This is a genomic window from Roseomonas sp. CAU 1739 (genome assembly GCF_039839775.1).
Classification (GTDB): domain Bacteria; phylum Pseudomonadota; class Alphaproteobacteria; order Acetobacterales; family Acetobacteraceae; genus Neoroseomonas.
Map to the genome: position 1 here is coordinate 1 of NZ_JBDOQQ010000029.1, position 26927 is coordinate 26927.

Genomic DNA, 26927 nt, shown 5'->3' on the forward strand with positions numbered 1-26927 from the left:
TGACCTGAATCCGGCGGAGCCGCGATCGCGGCAATCGTCGCCTTTGAGCGCTGACCCTGATGCCTTCCCGGTTGTCGGCATCGGCGCTTCGGCCGGCGGCCTCGACGCTTGCCGGAGACTCCTGGATGCGCTGCCTGCCAGGAATGGCACGGCCTTCATCCTGATCCAGCACCTCGACCCGACGCATGAGAGCATGATGGTGGACCTGCTCGCCGGGCACACCGCGATGGCGGTGCGCCAGGCGGCAGACGGCATGACGCTGGAGCCGGACCACCTCTACCTCATCCCGCCGGGCACATACCTTTCCGTCCAGGGCGGCGCGCTGCACCTGTCGCCACCGCAGGCGCGCCACGGTGCGCGCCTGCCATTCGATTTCCTTCTGCACTCGCTGGCTGGTGCATATGGCCCGCGCGCCATCTGCGTGATCCTCTCCGGCACGGGGATGGATGGCAGCCTCGGCGCGCGCGCCGTGAAGGACAAAGGCGGCCTCGTCATCGCGCAGGATCCGACCGAGGCCGCCTTCGACGGCATGCCGCGCGCGGCGATGGCCACCGGTGCGGTCGATCTCGTCCTGCCGGTGGCCGAGATCCCGAACGCTCTCCTGCGTCCGGGCCATCGCACGCCGGCGGATGCCGCCGACAGGGACTACCTGCCCGACATCATCGCCCTTCTGGCTGCCAAGACCGGGCAGGATTTCGCGCTGTACAAGCCGGGCACCCTGCGGCGACGCACCGAGCGCCGCATGACGCTGGCAGGAATGGAACGCAGGTCGCTCGATCGCTACCTCGATCTGCTCCGGCGCGATGACAAGGAACTCGAGGAACTCGCGAAGGACCTGCATATCCACGTGACCCGGTTCTTCCGGGACCAAAAGGTATTCGACGCGCTGGAAGCGGCCATTCTGCCGGATCTCGTGCGCAACCATCCGCCAGACCGTCCGCTTCGCATCTGGATCGCGGGATGCAGCACGGGTGAGGAGACCTATTCGCTGGCGATGCTCATTCTGGAACAGATCGCCGCGACAGGCAGCGACATCAGGCTACAGGTCTTCGCCTCCGATATCGACCCGGATGCAGTCGCAAGCGCGCGCGAGGGTCTCTACCCGGACAGCATCACGGAGGCGGTGTCGCCCGCGCGACTCGCCCGCTTCTTCGCCCAGGAGGATCGAGGCTACCGCGTCCTGCCGGACCTGCGCGGGAGGGTGATTTTCGCGGTGCAGGACATTCTGGCTGATCCGCCCTTCTCGCGCCTCGACCTCGTCTCCTGCCGGAACCTGCTCATCTATCTTGGGCCCGAGGCACAGGCCCGGATTATCGCCTTGTTCCACTTCGCCCTTCGCTCTGGCGGCGTGCTGCTACTCGGCAGTGCAGAGACGGTGGGCAGCGGCGATGACGGCTTCGCGGCGATTGCCGGAACGGAGCGTATCTATCGCCGCATCGGCCGCAGCCGTTCCAGCGAGCTCCGCGTTGCGAGCACCATTGATGATGGTGCGCGGGCCGCGGCTCGCCTCGGGCCGATCGTCGCGCCCATGCGCCCCGCGGTGTTGGCCGAGCTGTGCCGCCGACTGGTCATCGACGCATTTGCGCCGGCAGCGGTCCTGATCGATCGCAACAGCGTCTGCCTCTATTCCCTGGGGCCGACGGATCGATACCTGCGCTTGCCGCCGGGACATCCGACCCACGATCTGCTCGCCATGGCCCCACCGGCTCTGCGCTCCAGGCTGCGTACGGCGATCCAGAAAGCCGGTGAAGGAAGGGCACGAATCATCCTTCCCGGCGGCCGCACGCAACAGGACGGCACGCCGACGCGATTCAATATCGACGTGCGGCCAGTGCTGCACGATGGCGAGACGCTGTTCCTGATCTGCTTCGTCGATGCGCCGGCCCTGATGGCCACGCCGGGTGCTGCCGCGGGGTCGAAGGAACTCCCGCGGGCCACCGAGCTTGAGCAGGAACTCGAAGCCACACGCCAGGAACTGCAGGCGGCCATCCATAATCTGGAACGCGCCGCGGATGAGCAGAAGACGATCCATGACGAAGCGCTTTCGATCAACGAGGAGTACCAATCCGCGAACGAGGAGCTGCTAACCTCGAAGGAGGAGCTGCAGTCGCTGAATGAGGAGCTGACGGCGCTCAACGGCCAGCTCCAGGAGACACTCGAACGGCAGCGCACGACGTCGGACGACCTGCAGAACGTGCTGTACAGCACGGATGTGGCGACGATCTTCCTCGACCCAAGCCTCCGGATCCGCTTCTTCACGCCTGCCACGAAGGCGCTGTTTCAAGTCATCCCAGGCGATGTCGGGCGGCCGCTTGCCGATCTGCGTTCGCTGGCGACCGACGAGACCCTCCTGGCCGATGCACAGGCGGTGCTGACAACGGCGGTCCCGAACGGCCGGGAGATCGAAGGCCGGGACGGCCGTTGGTTCATGCGGCGGATCCAGCCCTATCGCACGCATGATGGCCGGGTGGAGGGTGTCGTCATCACCTTCACCGACACCACCGAACGCAAGCACGCAACCGCGGCGCTGGAGGCCGCCAAGCACCTCGCCGAGCAGGCCAGCGTCGCGAAGTCGCGTTTCCTTGCCGCGGCGAGCCATGATCTCCGGCAGCCGCTCCAGACGCTGGTACTACTGCAGGGATTGCTTGCGAAGGCCGTGCAGGGAAAGCCGGGGCAAGATCTGGTGGCCCTGATGGATCCGACCCTGAGCGCCATGTCCAGCATGTTGAACACGCTGTTGGACATCAATCAGATCGAGACGGGCACCGTGACCACGCAGGTCGCGAGCGTTCCCGTGAACGACATCCTGACCCGGATGCACGAGGAATTCACGTATCACGCGCGCGCGCAGGGGCTTGTGCTGCATGTCGTGCCCTGCGGCCTGTCGGTACGCACCGATCAGCGCCTGCTCGGGCAGATGATCCGCAACCTGTTGTCGAACGCGTTCAAGTACACAAGGCAAGGCAAGGTACTGCTCGGTTGCCGTCGGCACGCAGGGAGGCTTCGCATCGAAGTCTGGGATACCGGAATCGGCATCGCGCCGGACGAACAGCAGGCGATCTTCGATGAGTATCATCAGGTCGACAATGCCGCGCGCGAGCGCAGCCGCGGTCTCGGCCTCGGCCTGTCGATCGTCGGGCGCCTCGGTGCGATGCTCGGACATCCGGTGAAGGTTCGCTCCGAGCCTGGTCGGGGTTCGGTCTTCAGCATTGATGTGGCCTTGGCCCCGCGTGGCTCCGATGCGCTTCCGTTACCGACGACAGTGCAGGCCGATGATTCAGACGGCGCGCGCCGCAGTGGCGTGATCCTGCTGGCCGAGGACGATCCCGAGGTGCGCGATCTCCTGACCCGGGTGTTGGAGGAAGAAGGCCATCGGGTGATCGCGGCACCCGACGGCAGCACCGCGCTCGAGCTGGTGGCAGGTGGAGGCCTCCGCCCGGATCTCCTTCTCGTGGACTACAACCTCCCGGGCGGCATGGATGGCCTGCAACTGTCCGCGACGTTGCGGAAAAGGCTGCACCATCATGTGCCAGCCATCGTGCTGACCGGCGACATCTCGACCAGCACGCTTCGCGAGATTGCAATGCTGGACTGCGTGCGGCTGCACAAGCCGGTGAAGCTGCCCGAACTGACCGAGACGATTCAACACGTCCTCGTGTCAGCGCCATCCCTGGCGCGTACCGCCGACGCGGCGTCGCCGACCATATTCATCATCGACGACGACAGCCAGGTGCGCGCCGCCATCCGGGCCGTGCTTGAGGATGCGGGCATGCTTGTCGAGGATCATGCAGACGCCAAGGCGTTCCTCGATGTCTATCGGCCTGACGGCGAGGGGTGCGTGCTGGTCGATGCCCGCCTGCCCGGGATGGATGGCCTGGAGCTGCTGGATCGGTTCCGGGCCGCGGGACATCGGCTGCCGACGATCATGATCACCGGCCATGGTGATGTGAGGATGGTGGTGCAGGCCATGAAGGCGGGTGCCGTGGATTTCATCGAGAAGCCCGTCAGCCGGGACGATCTGCTCGCCAGCATCGGCCGGGCGCTCGAGCGGGCGCGAGATTCGAGTAAGCGACTGGCCTGGCACGACAGTGCTGCGAACAGCATCGCAGGCCTGACGGAACGGCAGCGCGAGGTGATGGATCGGGTTCTCGCAGGACACCCCAGCAAGAACATCGCCGCGGATCTGGGCATCAGCCAGCGCACCGTGGAGAACCACCGCGCCGCGGTCATGCGGAAGACCGGGGCTGCGTCACTGCCTGCCTTGGCCCGACTGGCCCTCGCCGCGGCCGCAGGCGCACAACCATGAGTGGTCGCCGGCGCTCCGCGGTTAGGTAGTTTCCGAGGCTGGCACCTCGGTGCGTGGCGGCGTCTCCTGGCCATGCCGGCACCCGTGAGGGCCGTCCGAGGTGACTGCAGAGCCAACCACGATCCGGGCCGATAACCCCCGACACTCGCGGTTGTGCCATTGTCGCTCGGCGATCGGCCTCACGTGCCCGCGGGATCCTGGAGATCACCATGACGCAGTTGCCATCGCGCTCCCCGACAGACAGCCTGCTGACGATCGTGTTTGACCACGGGGTCGTCTCACGCGCCTTCGCTGGAAGCGTCACACTTGGCGATATTGCACAGATGCGGGGACGTGTGGCGCGCGGCCGCTACGGGGCTCCGGTTGCCATTTCGGTCGTTCTTGGACATCCAGGCGCTGACGCGTCCCGCGATGGTTCGGCATCCCGACACTGATCTGGATGCTTCCGCCTGCATCGTCAGGATGCTGGCCGTAGATCTCTCGATCCTGTTCGAGATGTCCCAGGTACCGAGTGTCGATGGGTGGGTTTAAGTTCCGGCCTTCCCAGACACCCTCGGCCGCGCCGGCCTCGTATTGCCCCCCCCGGGGCCGGCGCATTCTTCATGACACCATCAAGTCGCATGCGAACCGTGGCGTCGTCCGAACCCCCGCTCGCATGACAGGGCATTGTCATTGGGCCGCCTGTCCGATGCAGCGCGCCGTCGGCGGCCCCGATCCCCGATGTCTCTACCCTTTTCGGGCTGGCGGGGGCGCTGACTGCGCCCTTGTAGCGGAGAAGGGAGACGCAGCGGCGATCACCTTCACCTTGGATTGCTTGGGCTTCTTCGCTTCCCGGCTGTTCCGCTTCTGACTCTTGGCCATTGCTCTCTCCTGTGGTTGGCGGGCGCAGCACAACGCTGGTCGTCCGGCGCATTCTCATGTCACGTTGCGGTCCGCTTGGCCGCGAGCGATGTGCCTGCACCGTGCACGTCGTGATCCGCACCGTGGAATCACAGGGCACGGAGAGGCATGATTTCGTGCTGCCCGGCATCGGCAGCGCCCGCGATAGCCGCCCGACGGCGCCCGATATGACCAAGCCATGCCAGCAGCGAGAGTCCCCCCGCCGCCGAGATGACGGAGGCGACCAGGATGCCGAGCTTCGCGGCCTGAAGCAGCTCATCCTTGAAGGCAAGCTCCGCAATGAACAACGCCATGGTGAAGCCGATGCCAGCGAGCATGCCGCCGCCGGCCAGCACGCCCCAGCCCAGGGCCCTCGGTCGCACGGCCATGCCCGAGCGTACCGCCAGCCAGGCGAAAGCCAGAATTCCGACCGGTTTGCCAAGAGCAAAGCCGATCACCACGGCCAAGGTGACCGGATTGGCAAGACCGGCGAGGGAAACATGCACACCTGCATTGGCCAGTGCGAACAGCGGCATGACGCCGAGTGCCACCCAGGGGTGCAGGATCAATTCCAGTCGCTCCACCGGCGCCAGTGCCTCCCGCGTCGCCTTGCCAGCCGAGCGCAGCAACTTCCTGTCCTCGGTATCCCCGCTCCAATGGTTGCCGGGTGGATAGGCGAGGACGCGACGTAGGATGGCGCGCAGGCGCCGGTCGCTGACCCAGCCGCGCGTCGGCGTCAGCAGACCGAGCGCCACGCCCGTAACCGTGGGGTGGATCCCCGAGGCATCTATGGCAAGCCAGATCAGGATGCCCGCCAGCACATAGACCAGCAGACTCCGGATGCCGAGCTGCCTCAGGCCATACACGCCCGCGAGGCCCGTGATGCCGACCGCGAGCGCGGTCCAGCCGACGCCACTGCTGTAGCCGATCGCGACGACCAGGATGGCGCCGATGTCGTCAACCACCGCGAGGGACAGCAGAAAAACGCGCAGCCGCCGCGGCGCATTCTGCCCCAGCAGCGCAAGGCACCCGATGACGAAGGCGGTGTCGGTCGCCATGACGACGCCCCAACCGTGTTCGCCGGGCTGGCCGAATTGCAGCACGAGGTAGATTGCCGCCGGTGCCAGCATGCCGCCCGCTGCTGCAGCGATCGACAATGCGGCGATGCGTGGCTCCCTGAGTTCGCCGACAACCAGTTCGCGCTTGAGTTCGAGCGCGACGACGAAGAAAAAGAACGTCATCAGGCCATCGTTGATCCAGTCGCGAAGCGGGCGCTGGAACTGGAAGGAGCCGGCACGCAGGCCGATGGGTGTGTCCCAGAAGGCCAGAAAGCCATCGGCCCACGCCGAATTCGACAGTCCGAAGGCGACCATGGCAGCGATGAGAAGGACGGCGCCGCTGACAGTCTCGATCCGCAGGAACCGCGCGAGGGGCCTGGTGAACCGGTCGATGGGCTCCCTGGGCAATCGCCCGAGCCGAGGGTCTGCCTTCTGGTCTTGATCCAAGCCGGCTGACTCCGTTGCGTAGGCTTGGAACATGGTGATGACACGTGGTCGCTGCAGGACGGTGGTACCTTGCGGTACGTCGATTCCGGCACGCCTGGTCGGCCCTCACGCGCTTGGTCAGCCGTAGACGATCATGTGGGGGCCGGTGCGGGATCGGTGCACGATTCAAAACTCTATCCGAGCCCAGGCAACCTGAGGGGTCTGCGCCGGTTGCTCTTTCGATCGGCATATCCGCCGACCAGCGACCTCCCGGAGAATGCCACCCATGACCCCCCGCATCCTGATGCTGAAAGCCACCGTCTGCAGCGCGATACTCGTCGTGCCAATGTTGGCGTACGCGCAGACCGCCGATACGCGCGCCCCCGCCGCCCCGCAGGCGACGCCGGCGAAGCCAGCCGTGCCCGGCATCGCCTCCTCGACGACGACGACCACCCCGACGACACCGCCCGCTCCATCCGTCGCGGTCGCACCGGCCGCCGCCGCGCCGGGTGTCTCGCCGATGCCGACCCACGCTTCGGCAGAGCAGCGGACGAGCCGCATCGTCGGCTCCACCGTCTACAACAATGGAGGCGATTCGATCGGCTCCGTGGACGACCTGATCCTTGGGACCGGCCCTGCCGGACCGACGGCCGTGCTCTCGATCGGCGGGTTCCTGGGCATGGGCTCCCGTCTGGTGACGGTGCCGCTGCGGGATTTGACCTACAACCAGCAGACGAGCCGTTGGCAGTTCGCCAGTGCGACGAAGGAGAACCTGGCCGCGCGGCCGGCCTTCACCTACGAGCCCCGCGGCTGATCCGGCATAGCGCCGCGCCGACGTGAGCGCACCGCAGCGTCGTACGGAGTACCGACGCTGCGGGTTGGAGGCGTGATAGTCCACTCCGTCCCTCGTCGTATATCGTGCTTTCCGGGGTGCCCTGAGCGATGGCACTGTTCCTGGGAGACCGTGTCTGAATGTCGTCTTGGTCCGCGTCGCGTATCGAGCGGACTAGTGATAGGCAGACTGCATCTGCTTCCGCATTGCGGCCCGCGCACGATGCACCCGGCTCTTGATGGTGTTGACGGTGCACCCGGAATCCTTCGCGATGATCGCATAGGGAACCTTTTCGTCAGCAGCACGCCGCAGAACGAACTGCGCCTTGATGGGCAGAAGTTCAAACTGCCGCTGCAGATCCTGGAGCTCCAGCCCCTGCATCTGCGTGGGCGCGGTGCTCGCATTGTCCAGATCCACCGCATCCATGCATACGAGCCGTCGCTTGCTCCTCACATATGCGGTGAGGAAGCGGTTGCGCACGATGGTGAAGGCCCAGGCACGAAAGTTAGTCCCTGGTTGGAATCGATCCACCGCGGCCAGTATGCGGACGATGGAATCCTGAATCAGGTCTTCGGTGTCGTGATGATTGCGGGTCAGGGCGCGCGCGTAGCCTCGCAGCGAAGGCAGTGCCGCGAACAACGCGTCCATAACGCTTGGCATTGGCGAATTCATCGCCATCGCGGGCGGACGCTCGCTGAATTGCGAGTCAGGCAGTCGAAGCGGCCTCATGGCCACTCTCCTCTTTCGATGCATCAATGATGAAGTGAAGGCCGCCAGCGGTCATGGAGAGCCCGCGGCTACAACGTCCGTCAGGTACATGATCGCGAGCTCTTGGATGCATGCCGCTCAGGGCGAGCAGACATCGTGACGCATCTATGCATCGACGTGACGGTCGCGACAGCATCGGCTTCTACTCAGTGCCGGCATGGACGGCCTGCTGATCAGCATGCGGAGCCGTTCGATAACCTGGCTCGATCGTGGCTACTGCACGTGCAGCTTCGTGACGAGCACACCTGTCGCGCTGTCGTACGGTATTGCCTCGTTCAGGGTTGTAGAGCGTGCGGCGACGTCCCACTTGGAAAGGGTCAGAATCGTCCGGTCCGGCCTGCCCTCCTTGCTCACGATCGAGCCCCGAGTCCGGTGCATGTTTCCCTACGAGGCTTGAACCCCGCGCGTTCCAGCGCGGCGGCAGCGCTTTATGCGAGGAGCATCACAATGGCTGTAGGCACCGTGAAGTGGTTCAATGCGACGAAGGGCTACGGCTTCATCCAGCCGAGCGATGGATCGAAGGACGTCTTCCTCCACGCTGCTGACGTCGAGCGCGCGGGCATCGAAAGCCCGAAGGAAGGCCAGAAGCTGGAATATGAGCTCCAGCAGGGCCAGCAAGGCAAGGTTTCGGCTGGCAATCTGAAGGTTGCGCAGAACTAGGCGCGGCAGCTCCGCGGTGCGATGATCTCGATGAGCGAGGAGCACACGCTCCGTCCATCGGTACTTGCGGAACAGGTTGGCCTCGATCTGCATTCAGCATGAGGCCTTCTCGGGATTCAAACGAAACGTCAGCGCGACATCGGCGTTTCAGTCGGACGTGACGTGCATCTGGTATCCGCGCGTGATGACGAATAGGTCTGTCTCGGCCTGTTGGTTCGTGTAGGCGGCGTGTGACGCCCCCGCCTCAACGCGCGCTGCGGTGACCCGCAGATCGCACGTGTCGAGCCGCTGATGGGAAAGCAGGGTCGGTGATCCCTCCAGTGCTATCGAATCTCGCGCACTGGACCCAAAACCATCCCCCGGGCGGATCAGGAGCCATGCCACGATGAAGTCGTCAGTCCCACCGCTCAACCGTATCGCCTTCCTTGGCAATCATCCCCCGCGGATGTGTGGCCTCGCCACCTTCACGGGCGACCTGCGCAGTGCCGTCGCCGGCGCGCTGCCCGACGCCGAATGCTTCGTCATGGCGATGACAGAGGCGGGTGCCTGCCACGCCTATCCGCCGGAGGTCTGGCTGCAGATCCCGGAGAACGATACGTGCGCCTATGGCCGTGCCGCTGAATTCCTCGGCGAAGTGAACGCCGACATCCTGTGTGTCCAGCACGAATACGGCATCTTCGGCGATCGCGATGGGGAACGGGTGCTGACCCTGCTCGAAGGTGCCACGATGCCGGTGGTGGCGACGCTGCACACTGTGCTTGACCGCCCCACGCGCGGCCAGTTCCGCGTGATGGAGGAAGTGATCCGCCACGCCGGGCGGCTTGTAGTGATGACCGAGCGGTCGCAGCGTATCCTCACCAACGTTCACAACGTCCCCGCGGACCGCATCACCGTGATTCCGCACGGTATCCCGGATATGCCGGCCGAGACGCCACCCACCGGGCACAAGGCCGAGTTCGACGCCGTCGGGCGGACAGTGCTGCTCACATTCGGGCTGCTGTCGCCAGGCAAGGGGATTGAGCAGGCCATTCGCGCCATGCCTGCCATCGCCGCGCGCCGACCGGATGCACTCTATCTCGTCGTCGGCGCCACCCATCCGAATATCCTGCGACGGGACGGCGAAGCGCATCGCGACTCCCTCAAGCGCCTCGCGGCGGAACTCGGCGTCAGCGACCATGTGCGTTTCCTCGACCGCTTCGTCGATTTGCCGACGCTGACACGCGCCATTGCCGCCGCCGATATCTACCTCACCCCGTATCTGAATGAGGCGCAGAGTGTCTCGGGAACACTCGCCTACAGTTTCGGGATGGGGAAGGCGGTAGTCTCGACACCCTATTGGCATGCTGCGGAACTGTTGGCGGAGGGGCGCGGCGTGCTGGTGCCCTTCGCCGATCCGCCGGCGATTGCAGCCGCGGTGGTGGGCCTGCTCGCCGACCCTGACCGGCTGCGGGCGATGCGTGAGACGGCCTATACGCTTGGACACGACATGCGGTGGTCGCGCATCGGCGAGCGATATCGTGCCGTCTTCGACCAGGCACGGCTGGAAGCGACGCGTCGTGCAAGGCCGCAACAGCTGAAGGCGCCTGCGAAGGCGGGGGGTGCTGGCGTCGTGGCCTCGCTGCGGCGCAGCGTCTCACCGCAGGGCGGCATGGTCCCGCCAGTGAACCTTGCGCATCTCGCGCAGTTGCTGGATGCCACCGGACTTGCCCAGCACGCGACGTTGGCGATCATCGACCGCGAACATGGCTATTGTGTCGACGACAATGCCCGCGGGTTAATCCTTGCCACGCAACTGACTGGCGGCCGCGCGGCGTCGTCGCCCGCGGGTGATCTATTCGGCATCACGGCAGCCTTCGTGCAACACGCCTGGGATGCCGGGGCCGGGCGGTTCCGCAACTTCATGGCCTATGACAGACGCTGGCTGGAAGCCGCCGGTTCCGACGACAGCCACGGCCGCGCCGTTTGGGCGATCGGCACCGTGGCGGCAAAGGCTACCGACGCGTCGCATCGCGCCTGGGCTTATGGCCTGCTGGAACGGGCCGCGCCGCCCGTGCTTGCGCTGACCTCCCAGCGCGCTTGGGCCTTCGCCCTGCTGGGCATTGTCGAATCCCTGGCCGCACGGCCGGAGGATATGCGCTTGGTACGGCTGCGGTCGGCTCTCGCGGAACGACTCTACGATCACCTGCGCGGCAATCGACGCCCAGGCTGGACCTGGTTCGAGGAGGTCGTCTCGTACGATAATGCCCGCCTGCCGCAGGCGCTGATTGCTGCTGGCCATCAGGCCGGGCGGCCGGAATGGGTCGCGCTCGGCATCGAGGCGCTTGGCTGGCTCTGTCAGGCCCAGACTGCGGAGGCCGGGCATTTCCGCCCAATCGGCTCCGAGGGCTTCTGGCATCGAGATGGCGAACGCGCGGTCTTTGACCAACAGCCGCTTGAGGCCGCCGCGACCATCGGTGCGTGCCTCGAAGCCTGGCGCGTGACGGGCCATGAGGACTGGCTGACCGAGGCCCAGCGCGCCTTCGCCTGGTTCCTCGGCGACAATGATCTCGGGCAGCCACTGTATGATGCACGTACCGGCGGATGCTGTGACGGGTTGTTGTGTGACCGTGTAAACGGAAACCAGGGTGCAGAATCGACTCTCGCCTTCCTGATGGCTTCGACCGAGCTTCGCGCTGCGCTGACTGCGGCGTCACTCAGCCTTGCTGAAAGCTTCGTGCAGGTCGCCGAGTGACCGACAACTATGCCGGCCTCGTCAGGCTGCCGATCTTGATCGAACCCGACCCCGCCCGGGTCATTCTGCGTCCGTTTCTCTCCGCCCTTGATCCGCGGGACCTGCATCGGTCGGACCTGCTGCGCGCGACGCGCCTGATCGACCGGATCCTGGCGATGGACGTGGCGGCGGTCGAATCGGAGTTCGCGACAACGCTGCGCGACTTTGGTGCGCGACACGCCGACCTCGCGACCACCCTCGCCGAGCGGTACGCGCAGATCCGCGACCTGCTGGGCCTTGAGGAAGACCCGATCGAGTCGCGCCGATTGCTGATCGGAGCCTTCTTCAGCAACGAGTACACCTTTCAGTCGAGCGCGCTGTTCAACCCATCGATCGTCCCGCATCCCGACCAGACGGGTCTTGAGGCCGGAGAGCTGCGCTTCGTGATGAGTCTCCGCGCCACCGGCGAGGGCCACATCAGCTCTATCTGCTTTTGCTCCGGCGTGGTCACCGGGGCGGGCGAGATCCGCCTTGATCCACCGGGCCGCTTCGCCACGACCCCACGGCGCAGCACCGCGGCGCGGCTGGCCGATGCCTACGATGTGACCTTTCAACCCGGCACGGACCTGGGCGAGCGCGTCATCTTCCCGATCACGCAGCAGCAGCGCAACGGCATCGAGGATGCGCGCCTGGTCCGCTTCGTCGAAAATGACGGTCGCGCGACCTACTTCGCCACCTACACTGCCTATTCCGGGCGGGAGATCGCGCCCGAGATGCTTCGGACCGATGATTTCCGGCGCTTCTCCTTCATACCGCTGCGTGGGGATGCGGTCAGCAACAAGGGCATGGCGATGTTCCCGCGTCGCGTCGGCGGACGTTATGCGATGTTGGCGCGCTCGGATGGTGAGACGCTGCAGCTGGTGACATCCGACGACCTACACGTCTGGAACGACGCGACGGAGATCCTCTCCGCGGCGGAGCCCTGGGAATTCGTGCAGATCGGCAATTGCGGCAGCCCGATCGAACTGCCGGAAGGTTGGCTTGTCATCACCCATGGTGTGGGCCCGATGCGTCGGTACTGCATCGGCGCGGCGCTGCTGGACCTGAATGATCCAAGCCGGATGATCGCGCGGTTGCGCAAGCCTCTGCTCACGGCGATCGGGGCCGAGCGAAATGGCTATGTGCCGAACGTCGTCTATTCCTGCGGGTCTTTGGCGCATGCAGGAAGGTTGATCCTGCCCTACGCGACTTCAGATACCGCCACGCGCTTTGCCGTGATGCCCGTAGCGGATCTGCTCGCAGCAATGAGCTGAAGGCTCAGCCCATCGCGAGGCATGGGCTTGGGCCGGGGCCAGGATGCAGTACCGCGAGTGCCGCACCGGCGAATCTGACAGGGTTGCTCATCGCCGGGACGAACACGGCCGCGCCGCGCGCCAGGACGCGACCATCCATCGTGGCGCCGTCTGCGAGCGGCACGACGATATGCTCGCGGCTGCCGTCCGACCGCAGCGTGAGGCCGTCTTCGGTCTCAATTCGCTCCAGCACGAAGCGCGGCGCGACAGCCAGAGTCTGTCGCGCAGCCACCGTTGCGGCGCCCATGACAACGCGGGAACCGCGGAGATCGGCGACCGACAATGCCTCATCGAGCTGCAACGGGCGTGGCCGTCCGTAGTCGAAAAGGCGGTAGGTGACATCGATCGGATCCTGCACCTCCAGCAGCACCAAGCCGGCGCCAATCGCGTGCACCGTGCCGGCCGGAACGAATAACGTCTCGCCAGTGCGCACTGGGTGCTGACGCATCAGCGACAGCACGGTCCCGTCTGCTGACGCCGCGCGCAGCGTTGTGGCGGAGACCGGCTGGCGAAAGCCGATCGAGACCTGAGCGTCAGGCGCCGCCTCCAGGATATGCCAGGCCTCATCCTTCCCGGATGCGAGCATGCCAGACGCACGCGCCGCCGCGTCCGTCGGATGCACCTGCACCGATAGCGGCGCCGACGTGAAGAGCAGCTTGGCTAGCAAGGGCGGCCCGGTGCGAGCCGGCTGATCGCGCGCCAGCAGGGCACCGAGAGTGCCGCCGGTCTCGACCTCACAGTTTATGTCGGTCAGCCACGCTTCCCCGATCGGTCCGTGCGTGCCGACGCGAGAGGTGCTGACCCAGCCCCCCAGATCCCTATGGCCCCAGATTCTTTCGGCAAGGAGCGGCAGGATCCGTATTGGCGTTTGCCTCATGAGTTCCGGCTCCAGGCTGGCACGCTGTTGGTGGGCGATCCAAGCGCGAAGGGCGGGCCTCTCGACCCGCCCCCCCCTCAAGATGCCCGGATGTCCAAGCCGACCATCAGAAGTCCATGCCGCCCATGCCACCCATGCCGCCGCCAGGCGGACCGCCTGCCGTGGCATTGCGATCGGGCCGCTCGGCCACCATCGCTTCGGTGGTGATCAGCAGCGACGCGATCGATGCCGCCCCCTGCAGCGCCGAGCGCACAACCTTGGTCGGGTCGATGATGCCAGCGGCCACCAGGTCTTTGTACTCACCGAGCTGGGCATCGTAGCCGTATTCGTAGGTATCGGTGCGCAGCACCTCGCCCGAGACCACGGCGCCATCCTGGCCGGCGTTCGCGGCGATCTGGCGCAGCGGCGCCTGGATCGCGCGGCGTACGATCTCGATGCCGGTCTGCTCGTCCGGGTTGGACCCCTTGAGGCCGGCGAGCTTTACCGATGCGCGCACGAGTGCGACGCCGCCGCCCGGGACGATGCCTTCCTCGACAGCGGCGCGGGTCGCATGCAGCGCGTCATCGACGCGGTCCTTGCGCTCCTTCACCTCGACCTCGGTCGAGCCGCCGACGCGGATGATGGCGACGCCACCGGCCAGCTTCGCCAGCCGCTCCTGCAGCTTCTCACGGTCGTAGTCCGAGGTGGTCTCCTCGACCTGTGCCTTGATCTGCGCAATGCGGCCCTGGATCGCGTCCTTCTCGCCGGCACCGTCGATGATCGTGGTGTTCTCCTTCTCGATCCGCACGGTCTTGGCGCGCCCGAGCATCTCCAACGTCACGCTTTCAAGCTTGATGCCGAGGTCCTCGCTGATCACCTGGCCGCTGGTGAGGATGGCGATATCCTCCAGCATCGCCTTGCGGCGATCGCCGAAGCCCGGCGCCTTGACCGCCGCGACCTTCAGGCCGCCGCGCAGCTTGTTGACGACCAGGGTGGCCAGCGCCTCGCCCTCGACGTCCTCGGCGATGATCAGCAGCGGGCGCGTGGACTGCGCCACGGCCTCGAGCAGCGGCAGCATGACCTGGAGGCCGGACAGCTTCTTCTCGAAGATCAGGATGTAGGGGCTGTCGAGCTCGGCGATCATCTTCTCCGCATTCGTGATGAAATACGGGGAGACGTAGCCGCGATCGAACTGCATGCCCTCGACGATATCGAGCTCGGTCGCGACGCTCTTGGCTTCCTCGACTGTGATCACACCTTCCTTACCGACCTTGTCCATCGCCTTGGCGATCATCTCGCCGATCTCCGCGTCACCATTGGCGGAGAGCGAGCCGACCTGGGCGACCTCCGCCGAGGTGGAGATCTTCCGACTGTTCGTCTCGAGGTCGGCGACGACCAGGGCGACGGCCTTGTCGATGCCGCGCTTCAGGTCCATCGGGTTCATGCCGGCGGCAACGGCCTTGGCACCTTCACGCACGATGGATTGCGCCAGTACGGTCGCGGTGGTGGTACCGTCGCCTGCGGTGTCGCTGGTACGTGACGCCACTTCGCGCACAAGCTGCGCGCCCATGTTCTCGAACTTGTCGGAGAGTTCGATCTCCTTGGCGACGGTCACGCCATCCTTGGTGATGCGGGGGGCGCCGTAGCTCTTGTCGAGCAGTACGTTGCGACCCTTCGGACCCAGCGTCACCTTCACGGCGTCGGCCAGGATATCCACGCCACGGATCATACGCTCGCGCGCCGAAGCGCCGAACTTCACGTCCTTAGCAGTCATTGTGTTCTACCTTTGCAAATCGGTTGTCGGTGGTCGCGAAGCGGCGCCTTCAGGCGGCCTTCTTCGCGGCGGCGGTGCCTTCGAGGATGCCCATGATGTCGGACTCCTTCATGATCAGGAGCTCCTCACCATCGAGCTTCACCTCGGTGCCCGACCACTTGCCGAACAGGATGCGGTCGCCGGCCTTCACGTCGAGCGGACGGATCTCGCCCTTCTCGTTGATGATGCCCGCGCCGACGGAGACAACTTCGCCTTCCTGCGGCTTTTCCTTGGCGGTGTCGGGGATAATGATGCCGCCGGCAGTCTTTTCTTCCGCGGTGACGCGGCGAACGAGAACGCGGTCGTGCAGGGGACGGAAATTCATGCGGCCCTCTCCTTGAGCTTCTTGTGGATTGCCCCGCTGCGGCTAGCGCCGGCGCTGCGTTGGCAGCCGCTTGGCACTCTCACGGGCAGAGTGCCAATCAACTGGGCCTTCCTGGTCCTAATGTCCATCGTTCATTCGGATCAGCCTCGTTTTATCGGGGACGACGAGCACGCCTTCTTGCCGTAGGGCGCCGCCTCAGAGTCTGTCTCGAATCCTAATTCGAATGAGCGAGGCGGCGCAGGAGGATGACGACGGCGACGACGTAGAGGAAGGCGTTGGCGGAGGCGATGGTGGCCTCGAAGCTCTTGGCGAGCCTGTGGTCGCGTCCGACCCAGACGAAGCAGCGTTCGACCATCCAGCGCCTCAGATGCACGGCGAAGCCGATTTGATCCTTCGGCTTGCGCACAATCTCGGTGGCGGTGCGAGTGGCATCGGCGACACGATGGGCGGCGTCTCCCGCGCCGGCGAAGGCCTTTTCGACGAACGGGAAGTGGCCTCTGGAGGCGTGCAGCAGCGGGATCGCGTCATCACAATCCTTCACTGACGCGGCGTGGCATTGGAGAACCATGGGGCGACCGTCGGTGTCCACCATGGCGTCACGCTTTCGACCGGTAACCTTCTTGCCGGCGTCGGAACCGCGAGGCCCAACAGTTCCGGTGGTCTTCTTGCTCTGGCTGTCGATCACGGCCGCGCGTGCGCGTGTCGAACGTCGCCAGCCTTCACCTTGTACGCAACTTCGTAGGCAGCCCGGCGAGCGGCACCGAACGTTCAGGTCGGCGGTTCCTCGTCGTGTCTTCGAGCCAGGTCAAGAACGAAGAAGGGCAGGAGATGGAACTCCGCCCAGAGACCATCGCCCTGATGGACTTGTTCGTTCGCCACCACAGGCCGGCGCTGGTGCGCGACGCCGGGCGCGATGACGAATGCCTCTTCCCGGGTCGGACACGTCAGGGCGGGCTGGATGTTGGTACCCTCCGCAAGCGTGTCATGTGCGCGATCAGGGAGCGGCTTGGTTTGCTCGTCTCGCCGCATCTGTATCGCTCGATAGCTGTCATGGCGTATCTCGAACGGCGTTCAGGCGATTTCGTGACGTTGATGAAGCTGCTCGGCCATCGTCGCCTGGAAACCCTCATGAAGCACTACGCCTTCATTGACCGCGCAGCGTCGGCCAAGGCGGTGCAGGACCTCATTCTCCATGGCCGACAGGTCGAAGCGCCGCTGTGTCCGGGCAGCCGGAAGACGTGGCCTCAGGCGTGCCTGAGCCAGCCGGGAGTTGCATATTTGGAGACGCTCCATTGAGCCGGGAAGCGCAGGAAGCATCGGGACGCGGCGGCCGGCAACAGGGTGTTGTCGCCGTCCTGCCTCGGCGCGGAGAAGCGGGGCGCCGGGTCGCCTGGACGCCGGAAGAATGGCCGCCGGTCGATGCCGCATCCTGGCGCCGGGCTGTTGCAGCCAATGACGGTCCGCGTCGCCGTCTCCCCCTGGACGAGGAACCTTCCCCGGCAGCGGCGTGGGCGACCCCCACACGGAAGGCAGCAGAACTCGCCTACGGCCTATGGTTGGCATGGTTGGATCTGGCCGGGGGATTAGATCCGGAGGAGCCGGCCGGCGTCCGGGTCACGCCGCAGCGCATCGACGCCTTCGCCGATTTCCTTCGGGGGGCGGGCTATAGCGAGACGAGCGTTGGCTTCCGCCTTGGCAAGTTGACAATGGCTCTGGATGCCATCGACCCCGCCGGCGCGGCGGCGCGAAACTGGCTGCGACGCTTCACCCGATCCTTGCCTGGTTGCAAGGGAAAGGACCGAGCAATCGAGCTGGCCTTCAAGGTGTCGGCCGGAGATCTCTTCGCTCTTGGCCTTCGCCTGATGGAACAGGCAAGGGACCTCGCCGTGCGCCCGCGCGCCAAGACGGGGCTGCGCGCGGCGGTACTGCACCGCGACGGTCTCCTGATCACCCTGCAGGCGTTGCTGGCGCTTCGTCCCAGAAATCTGCTGGGCCTTGAGGAGGGTGCGACCCTTCGCCGTCACGATGCGGGCGGCGGAAGTCCCGTGGACTGGCAAATAGCCTTCCCCGGAAAGCAGATGAAGGCAGGCCGAGGCCATGCCTTGCCGATCTCCGCTGAGCTTGCCCCCCATATTGAATGGCACCTGGTGGTCCATCGTCCGCGCCTCATCGCCGCGGGGAAGGCCGATCTTGCCATACCGACGACGCTGTTCATCACTGATCGCGGTCTGCCGCTCGGGCCGGCGCCGGCATGGGCGGCCGTGACAGGCCGCGTAAAGGCCGCATTCGGGGTCAGCGTGTCGATCCACGAGTTCCGCCACGTCATGGCGTCGACCGTGGCGATCGACGCGCCCGGGATGATGGGCGTTCTGCCGGCAGCACTGGGGCACGCGGACGAGCGGCCTGTATTGGATCACTATGATCTCGGCACAGGACTCAAGGCAGCGCGGCGATGGCAGGACGCATTGGCCTCAGAGCGCGGCGAGCCGGTCGCGCTGTTCATGCGCGAGGTGGCGGCGCTTCCCGACGCGTAGGCTCTTGGCCGCAGGCCATCAGTGTACGAGGGTGACCGCTTGGCGCGGACGGCGCGAATGGCCTGAGTGCACGCGGGATTTGGCGACCTGCTGGTGCACAGCGTGTACCGCGCCGTCTGCTCGCGCGATTTTCCCCTTTGCTGCCATGGCAGACCCGTCTGGCCATGCGCAAGCAGCCTCGTCGCCAGCCAGCATCGACCGATCCAAATGACGCGTGTCCGCGCCATGCCGCGGTCGCTCCGCCGATCGACGATCACCTGCTCACCCTGGCCCGAGCCCTCGCCCGCCAGACGGCGCGGGAACTCTGGACAGCGCGCGCCATCACCGTCCAAACTCAGGGTCACGCCAAGGAGGGCAGCACCCCGGACACCCGGAAGGACTGCCAATGCGGACCCGCTGCGCCCTCTACGCTCGGTACTCCTCCGACAACCAGCGTGAGGCGTCGATCGAGGACCAGCTCCGCATCTGCACCGCGCGCGCCGAACGGGAAGGCTGGACTGTAGTCGCCGCATTCAGTGACGCGGCCAACTCAGGCGCCACCACACTGCGCCCCGGCTATCAGGATCTGCTCGACGCCATGCGGAGCGGCAAGATCGACATCGTCCTGACTGAGAGCCTCGATCGGCTCTCCCGCGACCTCGAGCACGTCGCCGCCTTCCACAAGCAGGCTCAGTTCAGCCGCGTCGCCATCGTCACCCTATCCGAGGGCGAGATCTCCGACCTCCATGTGGGCCTGATAGGCACAATGGGGGCACTCTATCTCAAGGACCTCGCTGCCAAGACTCATCGCGGCCAGGAAGGGCGCGTGCGCAAAGGCCATGGCTTTGGTCGCGTTCCGTATGGATATCGGCTGATTCGCCGGCTCGGTGCCGACGGTGAGCCAGAGCGCGGCCTTCGCGAGATTGATCCTGTCGAGGCTGCCACCGTTCGCAGGATGTTCGAGGCCTACGCCGAGGGTCGCAGCCCTCGGGCCATCGCCCAGGCACTGAATGCCGGCGGGACTGTCGGTCCGGCCGGAACTCCTTGGTATGATGTAACGATCCGAGGACGGCCGGGGCGCGAGGACGGGATCCTGAGGAACCCGATCTACGTCGGGCGGATGCGGTGGAACCGGCATGCCCGCGTCCGCGATCCGGTCAGCGGACAACGTGTCTATCGTGCCCACGTCGCGGAGGACATCGTCGAGGTCGCGGTCCCGGAAATGCGGATTATCAGCGATACTCTCTGGTGCCGGGTCCAGGAGCGGCTTGCCGCCGAGGCGGCCCCGAGGCGCGACCGGGACATCCCGGTATTCTGGGATCGCAGGCGGCCTCGCCATTTGCTGAGCGGCAAAGTCGTGTGCGGCGATTGCGGCGGCGGCTTCAGCGCCATGGGCAAGGACTATCTTGGGTGCCTGCCGGCGAGGCGGGGGCACGGCTGCCGCAACACCCGGTGGGTCCGCCGGCCCAAGCTGGAAGCCCAGGTGCTCGAGGCGTTGGCGACCAGGCTGATGCAACCGCACCTCGTCGCGGCGTTCTGCGCAGCCTTGGTCACCGAGTGGAACCGGCTGAATGCCGAGGCCTCCGCCGGCACCGAGGCAGCGAAGCGGGACTTGCAGGTCGTCGATCGGAAGCTGGCCAACCTGGTGGAGGCCATTGCTGACGGGGTGAGGGCGTCGGGCGTGCAACGAAAGCTCGAAGAGCTTGAGGCGCGGCGGAAGGACCTGCTGGCAGCGCTGGCCGAGGCCCCGGCGGCGGCTCCGGTGCTGCATCTGAACCTCGCCCAGGTCTATGCCGACCGAGGCGCGACGCTCCGCCATGCGATCGACGCTGGCGGGGGCACAGAGGTCCTGGAGGCAGCCCGGGCGCTGATTGACAAGGTCATCGTCAGCCCTGGCGAGGGCCCTGATGATCCGCCCGGGATTGAATTGATCGGTCAACTCATGGCTATTCTCAAGGCTGGCGGCGCCTTCCCGGTTGGGGACGACGCCACCGTAACCCATCGCGTGACAGCCATGACCTCAAGTTCGAAAAAAAGGTGGGTATAGGGGAGTTCATCTCCCCCAACCTTCCTTCAGACCCGCAGCGTGCCGCCCTTCGCCGCGGCATACCGCTCGCCGATCTTCTCCCAGTTCAACACGTTCCACCACGCCGACAGGTAGTCCGCCCGGCGGTTCTGGTAGCGCAAGTAATAGGCGTGTTCCCACACGTCGTTGCCCATCAGCACCCGCCCGCCATCCATCAGCGGAGTATCCTGGTTGGGCTTGGACACCAGGGACAGGTTGCCTCCCGGCGTGACGGCGACGAACACCCAGCCCGACCCGAATACGCGGGTGCCAGCGGTGTTGAAGTCGGTCTTGAACTTGTCCATGCCGCCGAGGTCGCGGTCGATCGCGGCCTTGAGGTCGCCGGTGGGCTCGCCGCCCGGACCGCCCATGATCTCCCAGAACATGGTGTGGTTGGCGTGGCCGCCGCCATTGTTGCGGATGGCGACGCGAACCGCCTCGGGCACCTGGGACAGGCGCATCAGGATCTCGTCCACCGGCATCTGCGCCAGCGCCGTATGGTCCTTCACCGCGGCATTGAGGTTGGCGACATAGGCCGCGTGGTGGCGGTCGTGGTGGATTTCCATCGTCATCGCGTCGATGGCGCGCTCATTGGCGTCCTTCGCGTAGGTCAGGGGCGGCAGGGTGAACGGGCCTGCCGGAGCCTGGGCATAGGCCGGGCGGCGCATTGCCGCCGCGGCCAGGACCCCTGCCGTGCCGAGAAGCATGCCGCGACGGTTCAACATGGTCATCGATCAGAGCCCTTCCTCCAGGTGAGGGGAGGATGGGGGCTGCATCGCCCGCCCGCAACCGTCGCGATAGGCCGCCTGCGGCAGGTTCGGTGGTCCCGCCCCTCGGGCTGTGGCGCCGCCGCGAACCGTTGGGGCAGGGCGCGGCCGCGACGGGATCGCCGGTCCCCGCCAGCCGGGGGCGGGCCAGGTGCGTCGCGGCCGCCGGGATCAGAGAGCGCGCAGGCAGGCGCTCAGGCTGCCCAGATCCGACGGCACCAGCGGCTTCCAGGCTGGCGACAGGGTCCCACCGGCCCGCGCCGCGAGCCGCACCTCGCTTGGCGTCGCGCCGAATTCGCGGCGGAAGATGCGGCTGAAGGTCGAGGGCTCATAGAAGCCGCAGGATTCGGCGATGGCGGCAATCGACCCGTCATTCGCGGGATCGGACAGCGCGGCGTGGATGGCGCGCAGCCGATGGCGCTGGATGTAGCGGATCACCCCGCCTTCGCCTTCCAGCAACCGGTAGAGCTGGGACCGTGACATCCCCACGTCGCGGCACAGCGAGGCCGGGGTCAGCGTGGCGGAATGCAGCCGCCGGCGGATCACCTGGCGAACGCGTTCCAGCCGCGTCAGGTCCAGTTGCGCCCCCGCTTCGGCGGTGCGTGCGGCGGTTGGTGCCACGCATGCCGCCACCATGGCCTGGATCGCATCGCCGAGGGCGTTGAGGTCGTCATCCGCCAGCCCGGGCAGGGACCGTTCCAGCAGCCGCAGGTAATCCGCCAGCAGCAGGCCAAGCCCGCCGCCGATCACCTGGCCGCGTGCCTTGTCGAGTTCCGGCGCAAGCGCGGCGAAGCGGTCGCGGGGCAGATACAGGTGGAGCCGGTCATCGGCGTCCCGTTCGCTTTCGATCGGGTCGGCGAGGGAGACGAGGAAGGGTGCGCCGGCCGGCACCGGCAGCCCGCCATCGGTCAGCGTGATGCGGGATTCGCGCGTGCCGATGGCGATCACCCAATGGTCGGTCGGGTCGCGGCGGACATGGCGCGCGGTGCGCACCGAATGCAGCCCGGGTGCGCGGACGCGGCTGAGAATGGCGCCGCCGGCCGACAGGGTGGTGCTGTCCGCCTCGAAGGGCTGTTCCGCCTCATCCCGGCGCCAGTTCAGGTCGAATACGGGATTGAACCATGCGCGCCAGGCTTCGCGCTGTTCGCGGCCCGGCAGCGATCGCGTCGAGAAGACATGGGGGATGATCGCCATGCGCGATGGTTCCTGCTCCGCCGCCGGGCCACGGCCCGGACTTTCGCTGGCCGAACCGGCCTGCCATCCAGCGGCCGTGGCGACCCCGACGTCGAGCGGACCTCGATATCAGGCCGTCAGCCTGTGGTTGCAGCGGCCCGTTGGTCCACTCCCTTCGCCCGCTTGGCGCGCGAAAGGAGTGGCGAGGACACTAACGCCAGGGGGCACCCCCGCGCGTCAAGCACGGAATAGCCAGGTCATCCCTGTTGCCGGCGTCGCCGGGCCCGCCGGAAGGCGTAGGCGAGATGCGCGGCATAGCCGCCCACGGCAACGCCGACCACGACCCAGGCCAACGGCTCGACCCAGCCTTCGACCTTGTCGTAGTGCTCCTCGAGGAAATACCCGGCCAGCGCCAGGAAGGTGAGCCACACCGCCGAGCCCAGCGCGGTCCACAGGTAGAAGACGGTGCGCGGGATCTCGACCATGCCGGCGGGCACCGAGATCAGGGTGCGCACCCCGGGGAACATGCGCCCGATGCAGATGGCGAAGGGGCCCCAGCGCTTCAGCATGTCCGTGGCGCGGTCGAGGTCTTCCTCCTCCACCGCGAACCACTTGCCGAAGCGGGCGACCAGCGGGCGGAAGCGTTCCACCCCCAGCCAGCGGCCGAGCTCGTACCAGAACAGATTGCCGGCCAGCGTACCGGCCACCGCGAAGGCGACCAGCCACAGCAGGGACATCTGGCCGCGCGCGGCGGCGAAGCCCGATGCCGCCATGATCAGTTCCGACGGGATGGGCGGGAACAAGTTTTCCAGCACCATCAGCGCGAAGACGCCCCACAGGCCGCCGGCGGCGACCATCTCCGTAACCCACGCGAACATTCAATCCACCTTGAACAGGGACATCGCGACCCAGCGTCCGCGCACATAGTTCAGCCCCGTGACGGTGCCGAGGTTGCGCACCGCCAGGCCCCGTTCCGCCACCGCGCGCTGGAAGGCCGCTTCCTGCCTGTCGTTCACGGCCACAATGCGGCCGGGTCCGCCGGCGAGGAATTCCGCCGCCGCGGCCCCGTCCCGCAACAGCCGGATATCGCCGCCCATGGCGAATTGCAGCGAGGGTTCATGGTGCCCGACCACGCCGAAATTGCCCGCCGGCAGGCCGGGGGCGACGGCGGCGACCTGCGCGGCCAGCCGCGGCGACAGCCATACCGCCTGCAGCCGCGGTATCACGCCTTCCACCACACAGGCATAAAGCGGCACGGCCAGGATCGCCCCAGCCAGCGCCGCGCGCCCCCACTGCGCCTGGCGGGCCATGCGCAGCAGCGCCCAGGCCATGAAGGCCCCGGCCGCGAGGCCGGCGATGGCGAAGGGATCAAATCGCCCTTCCACCCGGAACACGGCCGCGCCGGCCAGCAGCGGCAGCCCGACCGCCACGCCGCCAAGCGCTGCACCCGAAAGCCAGTCGATCCAGCGCGGCGGCGCGACCCGCAGCGGGTCCATCGCCCAGCGCGCGCCCAGCAGCATCAGCGCCGGGAAGGCCGGCAGTGTGTAGTGCGGCAGCTTGGTCGCCACCGCCTCGAACAACAGCCAGGTGGGCACCGCCCAGGCCAGCAGGAAGCGCACCGCCGGCTGCATCCGGTCGGCCCATGAACCGGGCAGGGAACGGAGCACGATCCAGGCCGAGGGGAAGGCCGTGATGCCGAAGATCGCGGCATACATCCCCGGCGGGCCCCAATGGGCTTCCTCGCCCGAACTGACCTTGTCGAGCATGTCGCCGCCGATCGCCTCGGCGAAGAAGCGCCCTTCGGTGGCGATGCCGATGGCGACGAACCAGGGTGCGGCGAACATCACCATCAGCGGAATGCCCCAGCCCGCGCGCAGGGCATCGAACCAGGGGGCGGACGGCTTCCACCAGGGCGACCCGGCCGGGCGGTCCATCGCCGCCAGGGTGATGCCGGCCAGCAGCGGTACCATCGGCGCGATCGGCCCCTTCAGCAGGACACCGATGCCCAGCGCCGCCCAGAACCCCGCCGCCTGCCCCGCGGTGAAGGATTGCGGCGTGAGGTACGCGCGCCCCATCAGGCCCATGGCGATTGTGATGGTCGCCAGCAGCGCGGCATCGGTCTTGGCGATATGCGTCTCGACCAGCAGCACCATGCAGGGGGCGAGCATGGCCGCGGCGATGAAGGCCGCCCGCCGGCCGACCAGCGCGCGGCCCAGCAGGCAGGTCGCCAGCACCGCGACCAGCGCGCCGGCCAGGGATGGCAGCCGATACGCCCAGATCTGCCCGCGCGCCCGGATGCCCACGGCCTCCAGCGCATGGACGGTGGCGGCCTGCGCCCAATGGATGCCGGCGGGCTTCTTGTTGCGCTCCACTTCACCCAGGCGGATGCGGACATAGTCGCCGCTGTCCACCATCTGGCGGGACGCCTGGGCAAAGCGCGATTCGTCGCGATCCCCGGCGGGGATGGTGAAGAAGCCGGGCAGCCACAGCAGCAGGCACAACAGCACCAGCCACAGGGCCGGCCGTCGCGTCTCGGGCAGCCGTTCGAGGAAGTCAGCAGGGCGCATCGCGCGGGGCGTCTAGCATGCAACGTGCTGCGGTGCCATGAAGCGGCGGCGTCGTGACGGTGGGGCAGCGCGTTGGAGGGGCCTTGCCCCTCCAAACCACCCCACCAAAGGCTTAAGGCCTTTGGAAACCGTCACCTGGCGTCGGGCAGGGCTGTCAGAATGAGTGCCAGCATGCGTTTTGGTGCCCGGCACATAATTTGACGATCACGACAGATGCCCTGCCCGGCGCGACGTATTGGTTTCCAAAGGCCTTAAGCCTTTGGTGGGGAGGCCCGGAGGGGCAAAGCCCCTTCGGTCCCACCCCCAGCCCCGCGAGACCTTTTGGCACCCCTTTCCGGACTACCGACCCGCAAGGCGGCGCGCGACCTGCTCGACGCGACGCTGGAACAGCGCAAGCCGCTCGAGGACGCGCTGGAACACCTGTCCAAGCGGCTGGACCCGCGCGACCGTGCGGCGGCCCACCGCATTGCCGCGATGGTGCTGCGGCGCCTGGGCTGCATCGACGAGGTGCTCGCCCCCTTCCTGCGCAAGGAACCGCCACCGCCGGCGCGCCACGCGCTGCGCATCGGCGCGGCGGAGCTACTGCTGCTCGACACCCCGGCGCACGCCGCCGTCGCCACCGCCGTCGCCCTCGCGCCCAAGGCCTTCGCCGGGCTGGTGAATGCGGTGCTGCGCAAGGTCGCGACCGAGGGTCCGGCCGCGCTGGAGGGCCTGGACGCGCCGCGGCTCGACACGCCGCAATGGCTGTGGGCGGCTTGGCATGCGGCCTATGGCCCGGCGGTGCGCGCCATCGCCGAGGCGCATCGCGGCCCCGCCCCGCTGGACCTGACCCCCGCGCCGGGTGCGACCCCGCCCGAGGGCGCCGAGATCCTGCCAACCGGGTCCTGGCGCTTCGCCGCCGGCACCCGCGTCACCGACCTGCCCGGCTTCGCCGAGGGACGCTTCTGGGTGCAGGACGCCGCCGCCGCCCTGCCCGCCCTGCTGCTTCAGGCCCGGCCCGGCGAGCGGATCGCCGACCTGTGCGCGGCACCGGGCGGCAAGACGGCGCAACTTGCCGCCGCCGGGGCCGTGGTCACGGCGGTCGAGCGCGACGCCGGCCGCGTGGCCCGCCTGTCGGAAAACCTGGCCCGCCTGCGGCTTTCCGCCGAGATCATCCGCGCCGACGCCGCCGCCTGGTCGCCGGCCGCGCCCTTCGACGCCATCCTCCTCGACGCCCCCTGCACCGCGACCGGCACCATCCGCCGTCACCCCGACGTGGCGCACGCCAAGCGCCCCCGCGACGTGCAAGCCGCCGCCGAGGCGCAGGTACGGCTGCTGAAGGCCGCCGCCGGCATGCTGAAGCCGGGCGGGCGCATCATCTTCGCCACCTGCTCCCTGCAACCCGAGGAAGGCGAGGCGCATCTGGCCCGCGCCGCGTCGCTCGGGTTGGCGCACGACCCGTTTACCCCGGGCGAGCTGCCGGGGCTGCCGGAGGCGATCTCGCCGGCAGGGTGCCTGCGGACGCGACCGGATTTCTGGAGCGCACGGGGTGGGATGGATGGGTTTTTCGCGGCGCGGTTTCGCCGGGCCGGGTGAGGGGCGCGGAGAGGGACGTCGCCCCTCTCCGGACCTCTCCCCACCAGGGGCCAACGGGCCCCTGGACCGCGGGTTTGTGCGGCCCTGGGCCGTGGTCGCTTGCCTTGGGGCTTCATTACCGCCGGGCCGGCCGCGCTCATGATAAGCAGAACATGCCGGAAGCATCGGCCAGGATCCGGTGCTTCTCCGGCATGGTCGGCCAGTTCGTGCCACTGGTCCGAGGGACGCGTATCGGCCGCGGAGAGGGCGTCTTGCCCTCGGCCTAAAGACAACGCCCGGTGC

At 67.1% G+C, this 26927-nt stretch carries 18 protein-coding genes and 1 pseudogene; 9 read left to right on the plus strand and 10 right to left on the minus strand.

The window, feature by feature from the left end:
• Window positions 1–43 precede the first annotated feature (43 nt).
• Complete coding sequence (locus AAFN86_RS27750; protein ID WP_347546869.1) at window positions 44–4306, plus strand: chemotaxis protein CheB; 4263 nt, start codon at window positions 44–46, stop codon at window positions 4304–4306.
• A gap of 989 nt (window positions 4307–5295) precedes the next feature.
• Here the strand turns inward: AAFN86_RS27750 and nhaA are convergent.
• Window positions 5296–6690: a Na+/H+ antiporter NhaA gene (gene nhaA / locus AAFN86_RS27755; protein ID WP_347546870.1), complete on the minus strand. Its 1395-nt coding sequence runs from the start codon at window positions 6688–6690 to the stop codon at window positions 5296–5298.
• Window positions 6691–6955: 265 nt separating this feature from the next.
• Between nhaA and AAFN86_RS27760 the strand changes: the two genes are divergently transcribed.
• Window positions 6956–7483, plus strand: a complete 528-nt coding sequence (locus tag AAFN86_RS27760) for a PRC-barrel domain-containing protein (protein ID WP_347546871.1) — start codon at window positions 6956–6958, stop codon at window positions 7481–7483.
• 192 nt (window positions 7484–7675) lie between these two features.
• On the opposite strand, the gene AAFN86_RS27765 is transcribed toward AAFN86_RS27760, so the two are convergent.
• A complete protein-coding gene (locus AAFN86_RS27765) occupies window positions 7676–8230 on the minus strand; it encodes a sigma-70 family RNA polymerase sigma factor (protein ID WP_347546872.1) in 555 nt (184 codons plus the stop codon).
• A 486-nt stretch (window positions 8231–8716) separates the two neighbouring features.
• Between AAFN86_RS27765 and AAFN86_RS27770 the strand changes: the two genes are divergently transcribed.
• The 3 genes from AAFN86_RS27770 (at window position 8717) to AAFN86_RS27780 (ending at window position 12952) form a co-directional block, all read left to right on the plus strand.
• Window positions 8717–8929, plus strand: a complete 213-nt coding sequence (locus AAFN86_RS27770; protein ID WP_347546873.1) for a cold-shock protein — start codon at window positions 8717–8719, stop codon at window positions 8927–8929.
• Window positions 8930–9314: 385 nt separating this feature from the next.
• Window positions 9315–11660 (plus strand): glycosyltransferase family 4 protein, encoded by a 2346-nt coding sequence (locus tag AAFN86_RS27775; RefSeq protein WP_347546874.1) that lies wholly within the window; start codon window positions 9315–9317, stop codon window positions 11658–11660.
• A complete protein-coding gene (locus tag AAFN86_RS27780) occupies window positions 11657–12952 on the plus strand; it encodes a glycoside hydrolase family 130 protein (RefSeq protein WP_347546875.1) in 1296 nt (431 codons plus the stop codon). The genes AAFN86_RS27775 and AAFN86_RS27780 overlap by 4 nt, the downstream gene beginning before the upstream one ends.
• 4 nt (window positions 12953–12956) lie before the next feature.
• On the opposite strand, the gene AAFN86_RS27785 is transcribed toward AAFN86_RS27780, so the two are convergent.
• From AAFN86_RS27785 to AAFN86_RS27800, 4 genes and pseudogenes are all read right to left on the minus strand, one after another.
• A complete protein-coding gene (locus AAFN86_RS27785; RefSeq protein WP_347546876.1) occupies window positions 12957–13868 on the minus strand; it encodes a class I mannose-6-phosphate isomerase in 912 nt (303 codons plus the stop codon).
• 106 nt (window positions 13869–13974) lie between these two features.
• Complete coding sequence (gene groL / locus AAFN86_RS27790) at window positions 13975–15621, minus strand: chaperonin GroEL (protein WP_347546877.1); 1647 nt, start codon at window positions 15619–15621, stop codon at window positions 13975–13977.
• A gap of 49 nt (window positions 15622–15670) precedes the next feature.
• Entirely contained in the window at window positions 15671–15985 is a 315-nt protein-coding gene (gene groES, locus AAFN86_RS27795; RefSeq protein WP_347546878.1) for a co-chaperone GroES, read from the minus strand.
• A gap of 214 nt (window positions 15986–16199) precedes the next feature.
• Window positions 16200–16694, minus strand: a pseudogene (locus tag AAFN86_RS27800) (transposase); the annotation flags it as partial.
• On the opposite strand from AAFN86_RS27800, the gene AAFN86_RS27805 reads away from it, so the two are divergent.
• The 3 genes from AAFN86_RS27805 (at window position 16685) to AAFN86_RS27815 (ending at window position 20545) form a co-directional block, all read left to right on the plus strand.
• Complete coding sequence (locus AAFN86_RS27805; protein WP_347546879.1) at window positions 16685–17281, plus strand: hypothetical protein; 597 nt, start codon at window positions 16685–16687, stop codon at window positions 17279–17281. The pseudogene AAFN86_RS27800 and the gene AAFN86_RS27805 sit on opposite strands and share 10 nt — an antisense overlap.
• Window positions 17278–18519, plus strand: a complete 1242-nt coding sequence (locus tag AAFN86_RS27810) for a hypothetical protein (RefSeq protein WP_347546880.1) — start codon at window positions 17278–17280, stop codon at window positions 18517–18519. The genes AAFN86_RS27805 and AAFN86_RS27810 overlap by 4 nt, the downstream gene beginning before the upstream one ends.
• Before the next feature lie 385 nt (window positions 18520–18904).
• Window positions 18905–20545, plus strand: a complete 1641-nt coding sequence (locus tag AAFN86_RS27815) for a recombinase family protein (protein ID WP_347546881.1) — start codon at window positions 18905–18907, stop codon at window positions 20543–20545.
• Between the two features lie 26 nt (window positions 20546–20571).
• Here the strand turns inward: AAFN86_RS27815 and AAFN86_RS27820 are convergent, their stop codons facing one another.
• The 4 genes from AAFN86_RS27820 to AAFN86_RS27835 all read right to left on the minus strand — a co-directional run bounded on the left by AAFN86_RS27820 (window position 20572) and on the right by AAFN86_RS27835 (window position 25070).
• Window positions 20572–21231, minus strand: coding sequence for a superoxide dismutase (locus tag AAFN86_RS27820; protein WP_408906638.1), 660 nt, complete (start codon window positions 21229–21231; stop codon window positions 20572–20574).
• A gap of 270 nt (window positions 21232–21501) precedes the next feature.
• Window positions 21502–22524 carry a helix-turn-helix domain-containing protein gene (locus AAFN86_RS27825; RefSeq protein ID WP_347546883.1) on the minus strand — a complete coding sequence of 341 codons (1023 nt, stop codon included), beginning with the start codon at window positions 22522–22524 and terminating at the stop codon, window positions 21502–21504.
• 236 nt (window positions 22525–22760) lie between these two features.
• Entirely contained in the window at window positions 22761–23381 is a 621-nt protein-coding gene (locus AAFN86_RS27830; RefSeq protein ID WP_347546884.1) for a DedA family protein, read from the minus strand.
• Entirely contained in the window at window positions 23382–25070 is a 1689-nt protein-coding gene (locus AAFN86_RS27835) for a glycosyltransferase family 39 protein (protein ID WP_347546885.1), read from the minus strand.
• Between the two features lie 321 nt (window positions 25071–25391).
• On the opposite strand from AAFN86_RS27835, the gene AAFN86_RS27840 reads away from it, so the two are divergent.
• Window positions 25392–26645: a transcription antitermination factor NusB gene (locus AAFN86_RS27840; RefSeq protein WP_347546886.1), complete on the plus strand. Its 1254-nt coding sequence runs from the start codon at window positions 25392–25394 to the stop codon at window positions 26643–26645.
• Window positions 26646–26927 lie beyond the last annotated feature (282 nt).